This is a genomic window from Micromonospora sp. H61 (genome assembly GCF_018070325.1).
Classification (GTDB): domain Bacteria; phylum Actinomycetota; class Actinomycetes; order Mycobacteriales; family Micromonosporaceae; genus Micromonospora; species Micromonospora salmantinae.
The window spans coordinates 22598-40307 of sequence record NZ_JAGPXY010000003.1; the positions used below are offsets into that span (position 1 = coordinate 22598).

The window sequence follows — 17710 nt, forward strand, 5'->3', positions numbered from 1 at the left end:
GGTGGCGCTCGGGGATGACTCAGCCAGCGGGTACGACGGTGACCGGCACGGCCGGGTCGCCGGCCGAGAGCTTCAGTCCCTCCCACGGGATGGAGATCAGGCACTCCCGCAGGTGTTCCCGTGACTCGTCGAGGGTGGGCAGCGACACCGACTCACCGGCGACCACGTACGACTGCTGGAGCACGCGGTCGTTGGGCTGCCGGTCGGGGACGCCCTGCGGGACGATGACCTCCTCGGTGGCGGTGCCGGTCGGCTTGTGCCGGCGGACCGCGACCTTCCGGCCGCCGATGGTGGCCTTGTGCTCGGAGCGTTTCACCACCGGCCGTCCCTCGACCTCGACCAGTTTGTAGACCAGCCCGGCGGTCGGTGCCCCGGAGCCGGTGACCACTGCCGTGCCGGCGCCGTACATGTCCACCGGTTCGGCGGCCAGCGAGGCGATCGCGTACTCGTCCAGGTCACCGGAGACTATGATCTTGGTCTCGGTGGCGCCCAGCGAGTCGAGCAACTCCCGGGACTGCTGAGCGATCACCGCGAGGTCGCCGGAGTCGATCCGTACCGCCCGCAGGTCCGGCCCGGCCACCGCGATGGCGTTGCGGATGCCCTGGCTGATGTCGTATGTGTCGACCAGCAGCGTGGTGTCCTTGCCCAGCGTGGCGACCTGCGAGGCGAACGCCGCCCGCTCGTCGTCGTGCAGCAGGGTGAACGCGTGCGCCGCCGTGCCCGCCGTCGGGATGCCGTAGCGCGCGCCGGCGGCGAGGTTCGACGTGAACCGGAACCCGGCCAGGTACGCGGCCCGCGCCGCGGCCACCGCCGCCTCCTCGTGTGCCCGACGCGACCCCATCTCGATCAGCGTCCGGCCCCGCGCCGCTGTCACCATCCGGGCCGCCGCGGCGGCCACCGCGCAGTCGTGGTTGAGCACTGACAGCGCCAGCGTCTCCAGCACCACACACTCGGCGAAGCCGCCGGAGACGGTGAGGATCGGTGAACCGGGGAAGAACAGCTCACCCTCGGCGTACCCGTCGATGTCGCCGGTGAAGCGGTAGTCGGTGAGCCACGCCGCCGCCGTCTCGTCGACCACCCCGGTCCGCAACAGGAACTCCACCTCGGTGGGGTCGAACCGGAAGTCGCGGATCAGCTCGATCAGTCGGGCCGTCCCGGCGACCACGCCGTACCGGCGCCCGCTGGGCAGCCTGCGGCTGAACACCTCGAAGACACACCGGCGGTCGGCGGTGCCGTCCTTCAGTGCCGCGCTGACCATTGTCAGCTCGTAGTGGTCGGTCAGGAGCGCGGGGCGGTGGATGCTCACCGCCCCAGCCTAAGGTTCAGCTCGGGTCGCCGCCGTCGTGGCCCGGGATCGAGCGCAACGCCGCCCACAGCTCGGCCCGGCCGGTGACGCCGAGCTTGGCGTAGATCCGCTGGAGGTGGTTCTCCACGGTGCGCGCCGAGAGGTAGAGCCGTTCGGCGATGGCCCGGCTGGGAGCGCCGTGCGCAGCGAGTCGCGCCACCTGCCACTCCCGTTCGGTGAGCACTGGCGCGCCGGCCTGGAGCGCCGGCGTCCGGATCAGGTCACAGCGCCCGAGCAACCCGGCGAGGCGCTCCCGGGCGTCGTTGGCGGCAACCGAGTGCTGCCGGCGCAACCGCTGGACGGCCTGGGAGGTGGCCTCGGCGGCGTACACGGTCAACTCCAGGGCGGCATAGTCGTCGGCGACCGCGAGCAGATCGGTGGGAGAGTCGGTCACCGCGGCGCGGGCGTGCCGCGCCAGCAGCGGCGGGAGCACCCCGTCGACCCGCTCGGAGAGCTCGGCGAGGCGCTGCGCGACGGTGCGCCGACCACCGTCGGAGCAGGTGGGGCCGACCGCCATTCCTGCCTGGTCGAGTCGGACGAGGTCGTGCAGGACGTGCACCTCGTGCCCGGCGAAGCCGTCCGAGCGCAGCCGATCCACCAGGTCACCGAGGTGTTTGACAGCGCCCGGCAGGTCGCCCGAGGCGGCGAGCGACGCGCCCCGGGCCTGCTCCAGCCACGGGTAGAGCACCGACATGCCCGGCGCGTGGGTGCGGTCGGCTTCGGCCATCGCCGCAACCGCCTGCACGGCGTCACCACGCAGCGCCGCCGCCTGGGCGCGTTCGGCCTGGGCCAGACCGGCGTAGACCCGACTCGTGGCCAGCACCGCGCAGGCACCCAGGGAGGTCCGCATGGCCGCGTCGCTCTGCCCGCGCAGCCGAGCCGCGTACGCCTGGAGGATGGCCAGGTAGCCGGTGCCGAGGCGGAAGTCGCCGGCTCCGGCGAGATCGGCGAACTCGTCGGCCACTATCGAGTCGATCCCGGCGAGGTCGCCGGTGAGCATGAGCCGGGTGCCTCGGGCCAGCTCCAGGGCCAACTGGAGGTACGGCATGTCGGTGCGCCAGCTCGCCGCGGCCGAGTGCACCTGGGCGATCGCCGTACCGCTGCGGGTCAGCTCGCCCTGCGCGGCCTGGACGTACGCGATGGTGGAACGGGCCAGCTCGCGGGCGGCGACGCCGGCCGCCGGCCGGTCCAGTACTCGTCGGCTGAGCTGTACCGCGGTGGCCGTGTCCAGTCGGTGCAGACGCATGATCGCCTCGAACGCGTGCACCCGGGACCGGTCGGCGGAATCGCTGAGCTGCTCGACCCGGCTGGCGATCTCCTCCACCGTGGACTCCTGGCTCAGCCCCCAGTAGCTGACCATGCCACGTACGGTCAGCCAGCGGCAGAGCCGCCGCTCGTCGCCGGGCTCGGGGGTGACCGCGTCGAGGACGTCGATCGCCTCGTCGGGGCGGTCGGCGAACATCAGGATGGTGGCCAGCAGCTCAGCCGCGTCGTAGCCGCCGTCGGCGTGCAGCGCGGCCCGCGCCAGGCGGGTCGCCAGCGGCACGTCGTAGCGGGTGAACGCCTGCACCGCGGCGTCCAGCAGCAGAGCCGGATCCTGTGCCGTGCCCGAGTCGAGTCGCCAGACGGCCACCCGCAACAGGTCGTCGCGTCGGCGTTTGCCGACCTGCTCGAGCAGCTCGGCGAGGTGTGCCTGAAGTCGGCGGGTGCGGCTGACCGGGCAGCGACGGCGCATCACCTCGCCGTAGAGCGGGTGCGCCAGCCGGACGTTGGTGCGCCGGTCGTGCTGATCGACGGTGATCAGCCCGCGTTCCTCGGCGGTCTCCACGTCCGACTGCTCGGCGGCCTGTCTGAGGAGGTGCAGGCCCAGTGGTTCGCCGAACGCGACCAGCTCGACGACCGCGCGGACGCCGTCGGTGAGCTTGCCGACCCGGGTGTCGATGAGGTCGGTCAGGCTGGGCGCCAGTTCCAGTCGCCCGGTCCACTTCCAGATCCCGTACGTGCGCTTCAGCTCGGCGCTGCCGTTGGCGGCGTGCACCAGCTCGCGCAGCAGCAGGGGGTTGCCGGCCGACAGCTGGCCGAGCCGGTCGGCGGAGCCGGCGTCGACCGGGCCGCCCAGCATCGCCGCCAGCAGGTCGGTGGTCTCCTCCTGCGGCATCGGGGCCAGCTCGACGTGCTCGACCAGGTCGTCGGTCCAGAGTGCGCGGATCGGCAGCGGGATCTGCTCGCCGTCGCGCAGGGTGCCGACCACTGTGGCGTTCTCGGCGCGGGCGACCAGATGCACAAGTGCGGCCGAGGGGGGATCGAGCAGGTGGGCATCGTCGATGGCGAGCACGATCCGCCGGCCGGCCGCCTGCTGTTGCAGCACGTTGAGCGCCCAGCGCAGGATGCCGGCGGGGGAGAGGCCCTGGGGTTGCTCGGCGGGGAGGACCTGGACCAGCCCACCGAACGGCAGCGCCGCGGTGGTGGCGCTGGCGGCGATGGACCAGATCGCGAACCGGTCGGTGGGCAACGCGCCCACGCCCTCGCGCAGTAGGCGACTCTTGCCGATGCCAGCGCTGCCGCTGAAGAAGAGCCCTCGGCCGGCCTCACCGGTCACCGCCTCCAGCAGGCGGTTGAGCTCAACCGTGCGGCCGACGAACTCCCATCGACTCATTCGCGCAGCATATCGATCGGAATCCGTCCGCGCCCGTACCGTCACCGTGCGAAGTTGAGTAATCGCACAATTACCGGTGAGTATTCGAGGTGTTCCGCCCGGTTGCCAGCCCGCCCGTAGTCTTCCGACATCCGGGTTGACGTACCGGAATTTTCGCGACCGGATCCCCGGTCACCTGCAACGGGAGGCACCTGATGATGCAGGGCCCTCTCCCCTCGGTCGATTCGCCGGACGACATGACCGGCCCAGCCGACCTACCCACCTGCGGCCCTCTTCCCACCCGGGTCGGCGTGTCCGGCGCCGCCCCGGACGAGCCGCTCGGTGTGGTCGCCGTCGGCCCGGCCGGTGCCGAGCGGCGTGCCGTGCTCGCCACCCTGCTCGGGCTCGACCCGGTCATGCTGACCGTGCCGGCGGGCAGCTGGCTGGTGGTGCGCGACGCCAAGGTGCCCACCCGTGCGGCGTTCGTTCCCGGTTACCGCCAGCCGCACTCGTACGGCGCGGACCGGGACGCCGCCGGTCCGGCGTTGGCCCGCCCGCCCCGGCGTGTCGAGCTGAGCGTGCCCCAGCCGCTGCTGCGGCACTTCACCCTGGTCGACGTTCCGGACACCGCCACCCTCGGGGTGTCCGGCACCCGGGTGCTGCTCGAGGCGGCGGGCCGAGCCGGCGCGCTGCTCTTCGTGATCGCCGCCGACCAGGCCTTCACCGCCGCCGAGTTGAACCTGCTCGCCGAAGTCGCCCCGACCTCGGTGGAGGTCGTCTTCGCGGTCACCCCCGGCGCGGCGGGGTGGGCTCCGCTGTCCGACGGCACGGCGACTACGGAGGGCGCGGGGGCGTCCGTCCCGCCGGTCGGTGGTGCGGAGACCGAGGTGGATGCGGTCGCGGTGACGGTGGAGGCACATCGGGCGGCGCTCCTGGCCGCGGTGCCGGCGCTGGCCGGTGCGCGGTGGTTTCCGGTCGACGGTGCCGACACCGCCGCCGACCTGCGGCGGGCGCTGGTGGGTTGGGCGTCGCGTGAGGGGTTGCAGCGGGCCAGTGTCGACCCACCGGTCCTGCCGGGCCAGCAGGGCCGCGTCGCCGTGGCCGCCGATCCGGGTGACTGGTCCGAGCGGCTCGACCGCCAGGCCCGCTCGTGCGCCCAGCGGATCCGCCAGCACCTCGCCCTGGAGTTGGCGAACATCCACCTTCGGGCCGTTCAGGAGATCGTGTTCGGCGTCGGCTGTGCCGGCCTACCGGATCTCCTCGACCGGGAGATGGCGGCGTTGTCGCTGTTGGCCACCGCGCAGTGCGACCAGGCGGTGCGCGGCATCGTGATCGACGCTGCGTCCCGGGTGCTCGGCGCGCCGCCGTCCGAAGGCGTGCGACGTCGGATCGCCGCCGCCGTGCAGTACGGCCTGGCCGATCACCGGCCCGGCCACGAACTGGACAAGGTGCTGTTGATCACCAGCACGGCCGGCGTGGCCGAGTTGACCGGCCTGGAGGCGATCGACGCGGCCGCCAGCTATCCGGCGGCGTCCCGGGACGAGGTGCTCCCGCCGATCGCGGTGGCGCTCTCCGGCGGGTGCTGGCAGCAGTGGCGTACGCCCGGCAAGGACGACCACAGCGCGGCGCGGGCCTGGTCCCAACGGGCGGTGCGCGAGGTCGAGTTGGGGTTGTCCAGGGAGATCTCCCGACGGTTCGAGGTGATCCGCCTCTCGCTGGGCGTGGTGCTCTCCGATGCAGTCGATCACGGCATTCTGCTCGCCTGACGGCGCGCCCACCGGTCGGTCCGGGTCCGGGCCGGACCCCGCCTCCGATGGCGTCCGAGGCGGGTCGGGAGGGCCCGGGGTGGGTGATCCGCGCCGGGCCGGCGTTCCGGTTCCTCGGTTCCGGGAAACCGGTGGCACGATGGGGGGCATGGCGGCTCCGCAGGTTGCACCGGTCGAGACGCCGGACACTGACGAGGTGCCGGCGTCCGACCGGCAGTGGGTGACGATCGTGTGGGACGACCCGGTCAATCTGATGACGTACGTGACCTGGGTCTTCCAGAAGCTTTTCGGCTACAGCCGGGAGAGGGCCGAGCAGCTGATGCTGGACGTGCACCACAAGGGTCGCGCCGTGGTCTCCACCGGTGCCCGCGAACGGATGGAGCACGACGCGTCGCAGTTGCACGCGTACGGGCTGTGGGCGACGGTGGACAGGTCATGAGCATGTTCCATCGCCAGGCCGGTCACTACGTCGCCGTCTTCGCCGTCGACGAGGTGCGGGTGCTGCGCAAGGTCGCCTCCGAGGTGGTGGGTCTGCTCACCGACGGCTTCGACCACACCGACCCGGTGGTCGGTCGGCTCTTTCCGGCGGTCTACCCACAGGACGCTCCGGGCACCGCCGAATTTCGCCGCTACACCGAGGGCGACCTGAAGACCGCGAAGATCGATCAGGCGGGGGCGATCCTGGCCGCGTTGCCGGACGAGGCCGGTGGCGAGGTGCGGCTGGACGCCGAAGCCGCCGAGGCGTGGTTGCGGGCACTGAACGACGCCCGGCTCGCGATGGGCGTCCGCCTGGAGATCAAGGACGGCACGGATCTGGGCGAGGAGTTGGACGACGCGGTCGCTGAGGACCCGGGTTCCAGCCGGGTGTTCCAGCTTTCGGTCTACGCCTATCTCGGGTATCTACAGGAGTCGCTGCTCAACGCCTTGATCGACTAGGGGTGACCGGCACCACTTCGGCCCGTGCCCGGCAGGCGTTAGGCTGGTGCACGTGCTGAGCATCGACCGGTCGATCATTGACGCGATCGTCGCCCACGCGCGCCGGGATCACCCTGACGAGGCGTGCGGCGTGGTCGCCGGTCCCGTCGGCAGCGACACCCCGACCCGGCACATCCCGATGGACAATGCCGCGCGGTCGATGACCTTCTACGAGTTCGACTCGATGGAGCACCTGCGCGTGTGGCGGGAGATGGACGACCGGGACGAGGAGCCAGTCGTCATCTACCACTCGCACACCGCGACCGAGGCGTACCCGTCGCGGACGGATGTCTCCTTCGCCGGTGAGCCGGGGGCGCACTACCTGCTCGTCTCGACCCGCGAGACCGACTCGGAGGAGATCCGGTCGTTCCGGATCGTCGACGGCGTGGTCACCGAGGAGCCGGTCCGTGTCGTGGAGGCCGGTGTCGACCCGCACGCCGTCCAGTCCTACATGTTCGGGCAGAGCCCGGCGACGGTCGATTACGAGTGTTCCGGCCGCTGACCTGTCAGCGCCGCAGCCGTCTCGTCCCGTCACCGTAGGCACACCCGATCGAGGAGTTCCCCATCATGGCTATTGAGGTTCGCATCCCCACCATCCTGCGCAGCTACACCGGCGGCGCCAAGGTCGTCGACGGCACCGGCGACACGCTCGCCGACCTGCTCAACGACCTGGACTCCCGGCACGGCGGTCTGCGCGGCCGGCTGATCACCGACGCGGGCACGCTGCACCGCTTCGTCAACGTCTACGTGAACGACGAGGACGTCCGCTTCCTCGGCGCGCTCGACGCGAAGCTCTCCGACGGCGACAGCGTCACCATTCTGCCGGCGGTGGCGGGCGGCGCGTTCGGCTTCGCCGCCGCGGCGGCGATCAGCTCGCACAGCATCAGCTCGCAGGGTGCCGCCGCCGCGCTGGCCCGCGACGCCGTCGCGGCTCGCTGAGGTCGGCCGCCATGGCGCGGTACGACAGCCTGCTCGACGCCTGCGGGGGTACGCCGCTGGTCGGCCTGCCCCGACTCTCTCCGACGGTGCCCGAGGGGGCCCCTCCGGTGCGGCTCTGGGCCAAGCTGGAGGACCGTAACCCCACCGGCAGCATCAAGGACCGCGCGGCGCTGTTCATGGTCCGGGCGGCGGAGGAGGCTGGCCGGCTCCGCGCGGGTGACACCATCCTCGAGCCGACGAGCGGCAACACCGGCATCTCGTTGGCCATGGTGGCGAAGCTGCGCGGCTACCGGTTGGTCTGTGTGATGCCGGAGAACGTCTCCACCGAGCGGGTGCAGCTGCTCCGGATGTACGGGGCCGAGATCATTTTCTCGCCGGCGGCGGGTGGTTCCAACCAGGCGGTCGCCACGGCGAAGCAGATCGCCGTCGAGCACCCCGACTGGGTGATGCTCTACCAGTACGGCAACGAGGCGAACGCGCGGGCGCACTACGAGACGACCGGGCCGGAGCTGCTGCACGACCTGCCCAGCATCACCGACTTCGTGGCCGGGCTGGGCACCACCGGCACCCTGATGGGCACCGGGCGTTACCTGCGGGAAAAGGTCGAGGGTATTCAGATCGTGGCCGCCGAGCCGCGCTACGGCGAGTTGGTCTACGGCCTGCGCAACATCGACGAGGGGTACGTTCCGGAGCTCTACGACGCCTCGGTGCTCTCCCGGCGGTTCTCGGTCGGCACCCGGGACGCGGTGCTGCGCACCCGCCAGCTCGTGGAGGTGGAGGGCATCTTCGCCGGGTTCTCCACCGGTGCGATCCTGCACGCCGCGCTGGCGGTGGCGCACGAGGCGGTGCGCGACGGCCGGCGGGCCGATGTGGCCTTCGTGGTCTGTGACGGCGGGTGGAAGTACCTGTCCACCGGCGCGTACGGCGGCACACTCGCCGATGCCGAGGACGCCCTGGAGGGGCAGCTCTGGGCCTGACCGATCTGGTCTGCCGACTACGGGCCGTCGACATTCGTCGGCGGCCCGTACCCGTCCCGACGTACCGCGAGCGGGTGTCACGTTCGTGACAACTTCCGCTGGATGATTCTTGCTGCCGGGTGCGCCAGCGTAGGCTGCGCAGCGTGGCGTACGCGTCGGTAGAGATCATGGCCGGGACCATCGCCGGCGCGGGTGCTACTGATAGTGACAGCGAGACCACTCGATGCGACTGACCGTTCTGGGAAGCGCCGGCAGTTTCCCTGGCCCCGAGTCGCCCTGCTCGGCCTACCTCGTCGAGGCCGACGGCTTCCGGCTCCTTGTCGACTTCGGCTCGGGGTCGCTGTCCAGCCTCCAGCGGTACGCGGGGTTGCACGCCCCGGACGCCATCCTGCTGACCCACCTGCACTGCGACCACATGTTCGACGCAGTGCTGTACGTGGTGGTGCGCCGGTACGCCCCGGACGGCCCCTACCCGGCGCTGCCGGTGTACGCGCCCGCCGGCGCGCCGGACCGGCTCAGCGCCGCGTACGGCGATGACGGCTCGGTGGAGGACGTGTACCAGTTCTACGCGCTCCAGCCGGGCACCTTCCCGATCGGCCCGTTCGCCGTCACCGTCGACCGGGTCAACCACCCCGTCGAGACGTACGGTGTGCGGCTGGAGCACGACGGCCGTTCGCTGTGCTACTCGTCGGACACCGCGCCCTGTGAGGCGCTGCTGCGGCTGGCCCAGAACGCCGACGTGTTCCTCTGCGAGGCCAGTTACCTCGACGGCATGGACAATCCACCGGATCTGCACCTGACCGGTCGGGAGGCCGGCGAGGCGGCGACAAAGGCCGCTGTGGGTCGGCTGCTGCTCACCCACCTGGTGCCCGCCTGGGGCAGCGAGGCGCACACGTTGGAGTCGGCCGCCTCCGCGTACACCGGGCCGCTCGAGGTGGTCCGGCCCGGCGCCAGCTACGACGTCTGACGCACCGAGTCCCGGTTCGCGGGGCCGGGCCGCGGTGTTGTGCCGTACTGTTCGCCGGCCGGTCAGCGGACGGTCGTCTGGCGCACCAGTGGCACCCGCACGGTGTGGGCATGCGGATCGCCATCGTGACCGAGTCGTTCCCACCGGATGTGAACGGCGTCGCGCACTCAGTGGTGCGGACGGCGGAGCACCTGCTCGACAGTGGCCATCAGCCGGTGGTCATCGCGCCCGCCCCGCCCGGTGGCCGGCAGGACGTCGACCGGCTGCCGTACCCGGTGGTGCGCATTCCGAGCGTGCCGCTGCCCCGCTACCAGGGCTTCCGGCTGGGCGTACCGACCAACGCCCGACTGACCGGAGCGCTGCTCTCGGCCGAGCCGGACGTGGTGCACCTGGCCAGCCCGTTCGTCCTCGGCGCCCGGGCAGCCATGCTGGCCAGCCGGAACCGCCTGCCCACGGTGGCCGTCTACCAGACCGATGTGGCCGCGTACGCCCGGGCGTACCGGGTGAGTTGGGGTGAGGCGGCGGCCTGGCGGCGGATCCGCGAGATCCACAACTCGGCGCAGCGCACCCTCGCCCCCTCCACCCGGGCCGCCGCTGACCTGATCGCGAACGGTGTGCAGCGGATCTGGCTGTGGCGGCGCGGTGTCGACGCCGTTCGCTTCGACCCGGCCAAGCGGTGCGCGGCGCTGCGGGACCGGCTGGCGCCCGGCGGTGAGCTGCTGGTCGGCTACGTCGGGCGGCTCGCCCCGGAGAAGCGGGTCGAGTTGCTGGCGGCGACGTCCCGACTGCCCGGGGTGCGGGTGGTGGTGGCCGGCGACGGCCCGACCCGCCGCCAGTTGGCCCGCGAGCTGCCCGGGGTGACCTTCCTGGGCGTGCAGCAGGGCGAGGACCTGGCGCGGCTCTACGCCAGCCTCGACCTGTTCGTGCACACCGGACCGCACGAGACCTTCGGCCAGACCATCCAGGAGGCGCTGGCCTCCGGGGTGCCGGTCGTGGCGCCGGCCAGCGGCGGCCCGGTCGACCTGGTCGACGAGGGCGTGACCGGGCTGCTGGTGCCACCGAACGACGGCGACGCGCTCGCCGCGGCGGTGGCCGAACTGACCGCTGACGCCGACCGGCGGCGGGCCTACGGGCTGGCCGCCCGCGTCGCGGTCAGTCGCCGCAGCTGGGCGGCGGTCGGCGACGAGCTGATCGGGCACTACCACGCGGTACGCGCCGTCGCCGCCACCGTCGGCCTGCCGGCCGCCTCGTGACCGGGACCACCGGCGGGCTGCGGATCGTGCGGCTCGCCAACTTCGTCACGGAACGCTCTGGCGGCCTGCGTACCGCGCTGCGGCACCTCGGTGCCGGCTACCGGGCAGCCGGCCACGATCCGGTGCTGGTGATACCCGGTCAGCGGGCCGCCGACGAGACGCACCCGTGGGGGCGGGTGATCACAGTGCCCGGGCCGCGGCTGCCGGGCAGCGGTGGCTACCGGCTGCTGGCCGGCCGACGCCGGTTGGCCCAGCTCCTCGACGACCTGACACCGGATCGGTTGGAGGTCTCCGACCGGTCGACACTGCGGTGGACGGGCCGGTGGGCGCGAGCGCGCGGGGTGCCGTCGGTGATGGTGTCGCACGAGTCGCTGACCGGGCTGCTCGGCCAGTGGGGTGTGCCAGACACGCTGCGCCGGCCCATTGCCGACCGGCTCAACCGGGCGACGGCTCGGGCGTACGACCGGATCGTCTGCACGACCCGATGGGCTGCCGAGGAGTTCGACCGGATCGGCGTCGACAACCTGGACCTGGTGCCGCTCGGGGTGGACCTGGACACCTTCTCCCCGTGCCGGGCCGACCCGCTGGTGCGCGAGCGGTACGGCGACTCCAGCGAAATGCTGTTGGTGCACTGCGCCCGGCTGTCAGCGGAGAAGCGGCCGGAGTTGGCCGTGCAGGCCCTCGCCGAGCTGCGCCGCGAGGGCGTACCGGCGGTGCTGGTGATGGTCGGCGACGGCCCGTTGCGCGGCGCGCTGGCCCGGCGGGCGGCGGGGCTGCCGGTGACGTTCACCGGTTTCCTGCCGGACCGCAGCGCGGTGGCAGCATTGCTGGCCAGCGCGGACGTGGTGCTGGCGCCCGGCCCGGTGGAAACCTTCGGCCTCGCCGGCCTGGAGGCGCTGGCCTGTGGCACTCCGGTGGTGGTCAACGCGGCCAGCGCGCTGCCCGAGGTGGTCGGCGAGGCGGGGCTGGCCGCGTACGGCTCCGGGGTGTCGATGGCGGCGGCGGTTACCCGCCTGGCGGCCCGGCCGGAGGCGCAGCGGCGGCAGGCCGCCCGGGCGCGGGCCGAGGAGTTCGGCTGGCCGGCCGCGGTCGCCGGGTTCCTCGGTGTGCACGGCGCGGACGTTCCCCGGGGCACCGCGAGCGAGGTGGATCGCCGCACCGCATAGGGTGCAGGGATGGTGCGACCTGACGGGCGAGGGCCCTCTCAACTTCGACCGGTGACCCTGACCCGAGGCTGGAGCACCCATCCGGAGGGCTCGGTGCTCGTCGAGTTCGGCGGCACCCGGGTGCTCTGCACGGCGAGCGTCACCGAGGGGGTGCCCCGCTGGCGCAAGGGTTCAGGGCTCGGTTGGGTGACCGCCGAGTACGCCATGCTGCCCCGGGCCACCAACACCCGCTCCGACCGGGAAAGCGTCAAGGGCCGGGTCGGTGGCCGTACCCACGAGATCTCCCGGTTGATCGGCCGTAGTCTGCGGGCCAGCATCGACCTCAAGGCGCTCGGCGAGAACTCGATAGTGCTCGACTGCGACGTGCTCCAGGCCGACGGCGGCACCCGCACGGCCGCGATCACCGGCGCGTACGTCGCGTTGCACGACGCGGTGGGCTGGCTTGCCGCCCGCAAGTCGTTGGCCGGCAAGCCGGACAAGGTGATGCACCGCTCGGTGGCCGCGGTCAGCGTGGGGATCATCGCGGGGGAGGCCCGGCTCGACCTCTGCTACGAGGAGGACGTCGCCGCCGAGGTGGACATGAACGTGGTCTGCACCGGTGCGGGCGACTTCGTCGAGGTGCAGGGCACCGGCGAGGCGGGCGTGTTCGCCCGCGACCAGCTCGACGCCCTGCTCGACCTGGCCGTCGCCGGCTGCGCCGAGTTGGCCGAAGCCCAGCGGAAGGCACTCGCATGAACAAGGTCCTGCTCGCCACCCGTAACCGCAAGAAGCTGGTCGAGCTACAGCGGATCCTGGACGGCGCGCTCGGCGCGCACCGGATCGCCCTGCTCGGGCTGGACGACGTCGAGCAGTACGCGGAGCTGCCGGAGACCGGCCTGACCTTCGGCGAGAACGCGTTGATCAAGGCGCGGGAGGGCTGCCGGCAGAGCGGGCTGCCGACCATCGCCGACGACTCCGGGCTCGCGGTGGACGCGCTGAACGGGATGCCGGGCGTGTTCAGCGCCCGCTGGTCCGGCCAGCACGGCAACGACCGGGCCAACCTTCAGCTGGTGCTGGACCAGATCGGCGACGTCCCGGACGAGCAGCGGGCCGCCTCGTTCGTCTGCACCGTGGCGTTGGTGCTGCCGGGCGGCAAGGAGCACCTCGTCGACGGCCGGCAGTCCGGGCGGGTGCTGCGTGCCCCGCGCGGTGACGGCGGGTTCGGCTACGACCCGATCTTCCTGGGCGACGGACAGGACCGGACCAACGCGGAGCTGACCCCGGCGGAGAAGGACGCCATCAGTCACCGGGGCAAGGCGCTGCGCGAGCTGGCCAAACTGATCGCCAAGGTGCTGCCGCCCGTCGCCTGACGGCGCGAGGTGCTGTCGCCCGCCGCCTGACCCGCGGCGGACGACAGCGACCCGCTGGAGATCAGCCCAGCGGGCCGACCTCCCGTTCGATGGCGGCGCGCAACTCCGGCCCGGCGACGACGGCACGGGCCGCCTCCATCACCGGGGCGAGGAACACGTCCGGACCGGGTTCGCCGGCTGCCGCACCGAGCGCGGCGACGGCCGCCCGGCCGGCCGGGGACGGCTCCAGCGGGGCGCGCAGCTGGAGGCCGCGTACGCCGGCCAGCAGCTCCACCGCGAGCAGGCTGGTCAGGTTGTCCAGGACAGTACGCAGCTTCTTGGCCGCCGCCCAGCCCATCGAGACGTGGTCCTCCTGCATTCCGCTGGTGGGCAGCGAGTCCACCGAGGCGGGGGCGGCCAGTCGACGGTTCTCGGCGACGATCCCGGCCGCAGTGTACTGGGCGATCATCAGCCCGGAGTTGACCCCGGCGTCGGGGGAGAGGAACGCCGGCAACTCCCGGGAGCGGGTGACGTCGAGCAGCCGGTCGACCCGCCGCTCGGCGATCGCGCCCACCTCGGCGGCGGCGATGGCGAGGAAGTCCGCGGCGAATCCGAGCGGCGCACCGTGGAAGTTGCCTGTCGACTCGACCCGGCCGTCCGGCAGCACCACCGGGTTGTCCACAACGGACACCAGCTCCCGGCCGGCGACGGTGCGGACGAAGTCCAGGGTGTCGCGGGCCGCGCCGGCCACCTGCGGCGCGCAGCGCATCGAGTACGCGTCCTGCACGGCGTGCGCCAGGTCGTCGCGGTGCGAGTCCATCACCCGGGAGTCCTGCAACAGGCGGTGGATGTTCGCCGCCGACGCCGCCTGACCGGGGTGTGGCCGGATCGCGTGCAGCTCGGGCAGGAACGGCCGCTCCGAGCCGAGCATCGCCTCGATGGCCAGCGCTGCCGTCACGTCGGCCATGGCGAACAGGTGCGCCGCGTCGTGGATGGCCAGCAGCAGCATGCCGAGCATGCCGTCGGTGCCGTTGATCAGTGCCAGCCCCTCCTTGGCGGCCAGCTCGATCGGCTTGAGCCCGGCGGCGGTCAACGCGTCGGCCGCGTCCTGCCGCTCGCCGGCCGGGCCGAGCACCCAACCCTCGCCGAGCAGCACCAGCGCGCAGTGCGCCAGCGGCGCCAGGTCACCGGAGGCGCCCAGCGAGCCGTGCTCCGGCACCCACGGGGTGATGTCGTGGTTGAGCAGGTCGACAAGGGCCTCCGCGACCAGCGGCCGGACCCCGGATCGGCCCAGGGCGAGGGATCGGACCCGCAGCAGCATCATGGCCCGGACCACCTCGCGCGGCATCGGGGCACCCACCCCGGCGGCGTGCGAGCGGATCAGCGCGTGTTGCAGTTCGGCCCGCCGCTCCGGTGCGATGAAGGTGTTGGCCAACGCGCCGAACCCGGTGGAGACCCCGTAGACGGGACGGCCCGACGACTCGATGCCGTCCACGATGGCCCGGCTGGTCGCCATCGCGTCGACGGTGGCCGGGGCGAGGACGACAGTGGCGGTGCCGCGGGCCACCGCGAACACGTCGTCGGCGGTGATTCCGGTGGGCTGGATGGTCACGTGCGTCATTGCGGTGCTCCGTTGCGTATTACCTGGCGGATCAGGGGGACACCGGGCCGGTAGGCCAGGTGCAGGTACGACGGCGCGTCGAGGACGACGAGGTCGGCCCGCGCGCCGGGGGTGAGCACACCGATGTCGTCGCGGCGCAGCGCCCGAGCGCCACCGGCGGTGGCGGCCCAGACCGCCTCCGCCGGGGTCATCCGCATCTCGCGGACCGCGAGGGCCACGCAGAACGGCATCGACGAGGTGTACGACGAGCCGGGGTTGCAGTCCGTCGCCAGCGCCACCGTGACGCCGGCGTCGAGCAGCCGGCGGGCGTCCGGGTACGGCGAGCGGGTGGAGAACTCCGCTCCGGGCAGCAGTGTCGCCACCGTGCGGGTGCCCGACCCGTCGCTGTGGGCCGTGTCGGCCAGCGCGGCCACGTCGGCGTCGCTCAGGTGGGTGCAGTGGTCGACGCTGGCCGCGTCCAGCTCCACGCCCAGCTGCACCCCGGGGCCGGGGCCGAGCTGGTTGGCATGCAGCCGTACGCCCAGCCCGGCGGCCTGACCGCAGGCCAGGATGGCGCGGGCGTGGTCCACGTCGAAGGCGCCCCGCTCGCAGAACACATCGATCCACTTCGCGTGCGGGGCGGCGGCGGCCAGCATCGGCCCGCAGACCAACCCCACGTAGTCGTCGGGGCGGTCGGCGTACTCGGCGGGCACCACGTGCGCGCCCAGGAAGGTGGTCTCGGTGCTGGTCTCGGCGGCGATCCGCAGCGAGCGGGCCTCGTCGGCGACCGTCAGGCCGTACCCACTCTTGATCTCCATGGTCGTGGTGCCCTGGCGCAGCGCCTCCCCGCGCAGCCGGCGCACTGTGGCGCGCAGTTCGTCGTCGGTGGCGGCCCGGGTGGCACCGACAGTGGTCCGGATGCCGCCGCCGGTGTAGGGCTGACCGGCCATCCGGGCGGCGAACTCGGCGGCCCGATCCCCGGCGAAGACCAGGTGGGCGTGGCTGTCCACGAAACCGGGCAGCACGGCGGCCCCACCGGCGTCGACGTGATGGTCGGCGGCCGGCGCGTACGCGGACGCGCCGACCCAGACCACCCGGCCCTCCTCGACCAGCACCGCGGCGTTGCGGCGGATGCCGAGCGGGCCCTCGCCGGCACCGTTGGTGACCAACTCCCCGATGTTGTCGACCAGCAGGCTGCCGCTCATGCGGGCGTCACCGCCTCGATCGCGGACGACAGTTCGGTCGGCACGTCCACTGTCAGATGTCGGCCCTCGGCCACCACCACCCGGCCGTCCACCACCACCTGATCGACGTCCGCCGCGCCGGCGGCGAAGAACGCGCCCACCGGCGGCACCCCGGCGGTGCGGGCGCTGTCCAGGCGTACCGTCACCAGGTCGGCGCGGGCGCCCACCGCGATCCTTCCGGCGTCTGCCCAGCCGAGCGCGGCGTGCCCGGCGACGCTGGCCGCGTTCAGCAGGTCGAGCGGCGCGAAGTGACCACGCCGGCGGGTACGCAGCCGCTCGTCCAGCTCCACCGCCCGAGCCTCCTCGAACAGGTCGATCACGGCGTGGCTGTCGCTGCCGAGGCTCAACCGGATGCCCGCGTCGGCCATCAGCCGGGCCGGGCCGATGCCGTCGGCGAGGTCCCGCTCGGTGGTCGGGCAGAGGCACACACCGGTCCGGCTGTCGGCGAGCACTGACAGGTCCGCGCTGGTGGGGTGGGTGGCGTGGACGGCGGTGGTGTGCGGCCCGAGCACGCCGTGCTCGGCGAGCAGGGCGGTGGGCGAGCGCCCGTGCACGGCGCGGCACTCGTCGTTCGCGGCGGGCTGCTCGGAGAGGTGCACGTGCAGCGGCGCCTGCCGCTCCCCGGCCCAGTCGGCGACAGTACGCAACTGATCGGCCGGTACGGCCCGCACCGAGTGCACGGCCGCGCCGACCCGGACGTGCGGGTCCGTCGGTTGGAACGCCGCGGCCCGCTCGGCCCAGCGGGCCGCGTCGCCGTCGCCGAAGCGGCGCTGCGGCCCGGCGAGGGGTCGACCGTCCACGCTGGAGGTCAGGTAGCAGGTGTCCAGCACTGTGAGCCGGATCCCGGCGTGCGCGGCGGCCTCCACCAGCGCTGCACCCATCGCGTTCGGGTCGTCGTAGGCGCCGCCGTCCGGCCGGTGGTGCAGGTAGTGGAACTCGCCCACGCAGGTGATCCCGGCGAGCGCCATCTCGGCGTAGACGGCCCGGGCCAGCGCGAGGTAGGTGTCCGGGTCCAGCCGGTCCGCGACGGCGTACATCTGGTCCCGCCAGGTCCAGAAGTCACCCCGTCCACAGTGGGTACGCCCGCGCAGCGCCCGGTGGAACGCGTGCGAGTGCACATTGGCCAGCCCTGGCAGGGTCAGGCCGGGCAGCCGGGTGGCGTCGCCCAACACCTCCACGCCGGCGGCCGGGCCGCCAGCCCCCGCCAGCGGTGTGAGTGCGGCGATCCGCCCGTCCTCGACCTCGATGAGCACGTCGGGCGTGGGCTCGGCGTGCTCGGGCAGCCAGGCGTATTCAGCGAGCCAGCGGGCGGTGGTCATACTCCTCGCCTCCTTTGGAGCTGAATCGTCTGCGACATCAGCGGCCGGGGTGACACCGGCGGCCGCGGTGACGCCGACAGTTGGGGCGCTTCGGCTGATTCGTTTACGACATCAGCTCCAAAGGACGACAACAGGAGATGCCGCACCTCGCCACGCCGGAGACTCCGCACCCACCGACGCCGCAGCTCCGTGCCGT

The 17710-nt window shown here is 72.8% G+C and carries 16 protein-coding genes; 11 read left to right on the forward strand and 5 right to left on the reverse strand.

The window, feature by feature from the left end; all coding sequences use genetic code 11:
• Positions 1-19 precede the first annotated feature (19 nt).
• Together KBX08_RS02880 and KBX08_RS02885 are read right to left on the reverse strand one after the other, a co-directional pair.
• Complete coding sequence (locus KBX08_RS02880) at positions 20-1306, reverse strand: nicotinate phosphoribosyltransferase (RefSeq protein ID WP_210780949.1); 1287 nt, start codon at positions 1304-1306, stop codon at positions 20-22.
• 16 nt (positions 1307-1322) lie between these two features.
• The gene (locus tag KBX08_RS02885; protein ID WP_210780950.1) at positions 1323-4001 is read right to left on the reverse strand and encodes a LuxR C-terminal-related transcriptional regulator; all 2679 of its coding nucleotides are present in this window, start codon (positions 3999-4001) and stop codon (positions 1323-1325) included.
• A 194-nt stretch (positions 4002-4195) separates the two neighbouring features.
• Here KBX08_RS02885 and KBX08_RS02890 point away from each other — a divergent pair, with 194 nt between their 5' ends.
• The 11 genes from KBX08_RS02890 to rdgB all read left to right on the forward strand — a co-directional run bounded on the left by KBX08_RS02890 (position 4196) and on the right by rdgB (position 13372).
• Positions 4196-5746, forward strand: a complete 1551-nt coding sequence (locus KBX08_RS02890; protein ID WP_210780951.1) for a hypothetical protein — start codon at positions 4196-4198, stop codon at positions 5744-5746.
• Positions 5747-5894: 148 nt separating this feature from the next.
• Positions 5895-6185 carry an ATP-dependent Clp protease adapter ClpS gene (gene clpS / locus KBX08_RS02895; RefSeq protein WP_088946433.1) on the forward strand — a complete coding sequence of 97 codons (291 nt, stop codon included), beginning with the start codon at positions 5895-5897 and terminating at the stop codon, positions 6183-6185.
• Positions 6182-6682 carry a DUF2017 domain-containing protein gene (locus tag KBX08_RS02900; RefSeq protein ID WP_210780952.1) on the forward strand — a complete coding sequence of 167 codons (501 nt, stop codon included), beginning with the start codon at positions 6182-6184 and terminating at the stop codon, positions 6680-6682. Before clpS ends, KBX08_RS02900 begins: the two co-directional genes overlap by 4 nt.
• Positions 6683-6734: 52 nt before the next feature.
• A complete protein-coding gene (locus tag KBX08_RS02905) occupies positions 6735-7223 on the forward strand; it encodes a Mov34/MPN/PAD-1 family protein (RefSeq protein WP_210780953.1) in 489 nt (162 codons plus the stop codon).
• A gap of 65 nt (positions 7224-7288) precedes the next feature.
• Positions 7289-7660 carry a MoaD family protein gene (locus KBX08_RS02910; RefSeq protein WP_210780954.1) on the forward strand — a complete coding sequence of 124 codons (372 nt, stop codon included), beginning with the start codon at positions 7289-7291 and terminating at the stop codon, positions 7658-7660.
• 11 nt (positions 7661-7671) lie between these two features.
• Positions 7672-8637, forward strand: a complete 966-nt coding sequence (locus KBX08_RS02915; protein WP_210780955.1) for a PLP-dependent cysteine synthase family protein — start codon at positions 7672-7674, stop codon at positions 8635-8637.
• A 223-nt stretch (positions 8638-8860) separates the two neighbouring features.
• Positions 8861-9604 (forward strand): MBL fold metallo-hydrolase, encoded by a 744-nt coding sequence (locus KBX08_RS02920; protein WP_030331266.1) that lies wholly within the window; start codon positions 8861-8863, stop codon positions 9602-9604.
• A 110-nt stretch (positions 9605-9714) separates the two neighbouring features.
• A complete protein-coding gene (locus tag KBX08_RS02925) occupies positions 9715-10857 on the forward strand; it encodes a glycosyltransferase family 1 protein (RefSeq protein WP_210780956.1) in 1143 nt (380 codons plus the stop codon).
• Positions 10854-12023: a glycosyltransferase gene (locus KBX08_RS02930; protein ID WP_307850429.1), complete on the forward strand. Its 1170-nt coding sequence runs from the start codon at positions 10854-10856 to the stop codon at positions 12021-12023. The genes KBX08_RS02925 and KBX08_RS02930 overlap by 4 nt, the downstream gene beginning before the upstream one ends.
• A 9-nt stretch (positions 12024-12032) precedes the next feature.
• Positions 12033-12758 (forward strand): ribonuclease PH, encoded by a 726-nt coding sequence (rph, locus tag KBX08_RS02935; RefSeq protein ID WP_210780957.1) that lies wholly within the window; start codon positions 12033-12035, stop codon positions 12756-12758.
• Positions 12755-13372, forward strand: a complete 618-nt coding sequence (gene rdgB, locus KBX08_RS02940; protein WP_210780958.1) for an RdgB/HAM1 family non-canonical purine NTP pyrophosphatase — start codon at positions 12755-12757, stop codon at positions 13370-13372. The genes rph and rdgB overlap by 4 nt, the downstream gene beginning before the upstream one ends.
• Positions 13373-13433: 61 nt before the next feature.
• Here rdgB and hutH read toward each other — a convergent pair whose 3' ends face one another.
• Genes hutH through KBX08_RS02955 form a run of 3 tightly spaced genes read right to left on the reverse strand, consistent with a single transcriptional unit; the run spans position 13434 to position 17514 of the window.
• Positions 13434-14972 carry a histidine ammonia-lyase gene (gene hutH / locus KBX08_RS02945; RefSeq protein WP_210780959.1) on the reverse strand — a complete coding sequence of 513 codons (1539 nt, stop codon included), beginning with the start codon at positions 14970-14972 and terminating at the stop codon, positions 13434-13436.
• Positions 14969-16156 (reverse strand): imidazolonepropionase, encoded by a 1188-nt coding sequence (hutI, locus tag KBX08_RS02950; protein ID WP_210780960.1) that lies wholly within the window; start codon positions 16154-16156, stop codon positions 14969-14971. Before hutI ends, hutH begins: the two co-directional genes overlap by 4 nt.
• Positions 16153-17514, reverse strand: a complete 1362-nt coding sequence (locus tag KBX08_RS02955) for a formimidoylglutamate deiminase (protein WP_210780961.1) — start codon at positions 17512-17514, stop codon at positions 16153-16155. The genes hutI and KBX08_RS02955 overlap by 4 nt, the downstream gene beginning before the upstream one ends.
• Positions 17515-17710: the final 196 nt, after the last annotated feature.

Coding starts and splice junctions, on each gene's coding strand:
- hutI (WP_210780960.1), bottom strand. CDS start 16,156: ATGAGCGGCAGCCTGCTGGTCGACAACATCGGGGAGTTGGTCACCAAC.
- KBX08_RS02890 (WP_210780951.1), top strand. CDS start 4,196: ATGATGCAGGGCCCTCTCCCCTCGGTCGATTCGCCGGACGACATGACC.
- KBX08_RS02955 (WP_210780961.1), bottom strand. CDS start 17,514: ATGACCACCGCCCGCTGGCTCGCTGAATACGCCTGGCTGCCCGAGCAC.
- KBX08_RS02920 (WP_030331266.1), top strand. CDS start 8,861: ATGCGACTGACCGTTCTGGGAAGCGCCGGCAGTTTCCCTGGCCCCGAG.
- KBX08_RS02925 (WP_210780956.1), top strand. CDS start 9,715: ATGCGGATCGCCATCGTGACCGAGTCGTTCCCACCGGATGTGAACGGC.
- hutH (WP_210780959.1), bottom strand. CDS start 14,972: ATGACGCACGTGACCATCCAGCCCACCGGAATCACCGCCGACGACGTG.
- KBX08_RS02900 (WP_210780952.1), top strand. CDS start 6,182: ATGAGCATGTTCCATCGCCAGGCCGGTCACTACGTCGCCGTCTTCGCC.
- KBX08_RS02910 (WP_210780954.1), top strand. CDS start 7,289: ATGGCTATTGAGGTTCGCATCCCCACCATCCTGCGCAGCTACACCGGC.
- rph (WP_210780957.1), top strand. CDS start 12,033: ATGGTGCGACCTGACGGGCGAGGGCCCTCTCAACTTCGACCGGTGACC.
- KBX08_RS02885 (WP_210780950.1), bottom strand. CDS start 4,001: ATGAGTCGATGGGAGTTCGTCGGCCGCACGGTTGAGCTCAACCGCCTG.
- KBX08_RS02915 (WP_210780955.1), top strand. CDS start 7,672: ATGGCGCGGTACGACAGCCTGCTCGACGCCTGCGGGGGTACGCCGCTG.
- clpS (WP_088946433.1), top strand. CDS start 5,895: ATGGCGGCTCCGCAGGTTGCACCGGTCGAGACGCCGGACACTGACGAG.
- rdgB (WP_210780958.1), top strand. CDS start 12,755: ATGAACAAGGTCCTGCTCGCCACCCGTAACCGCAAGAAGCTGGTCGAG.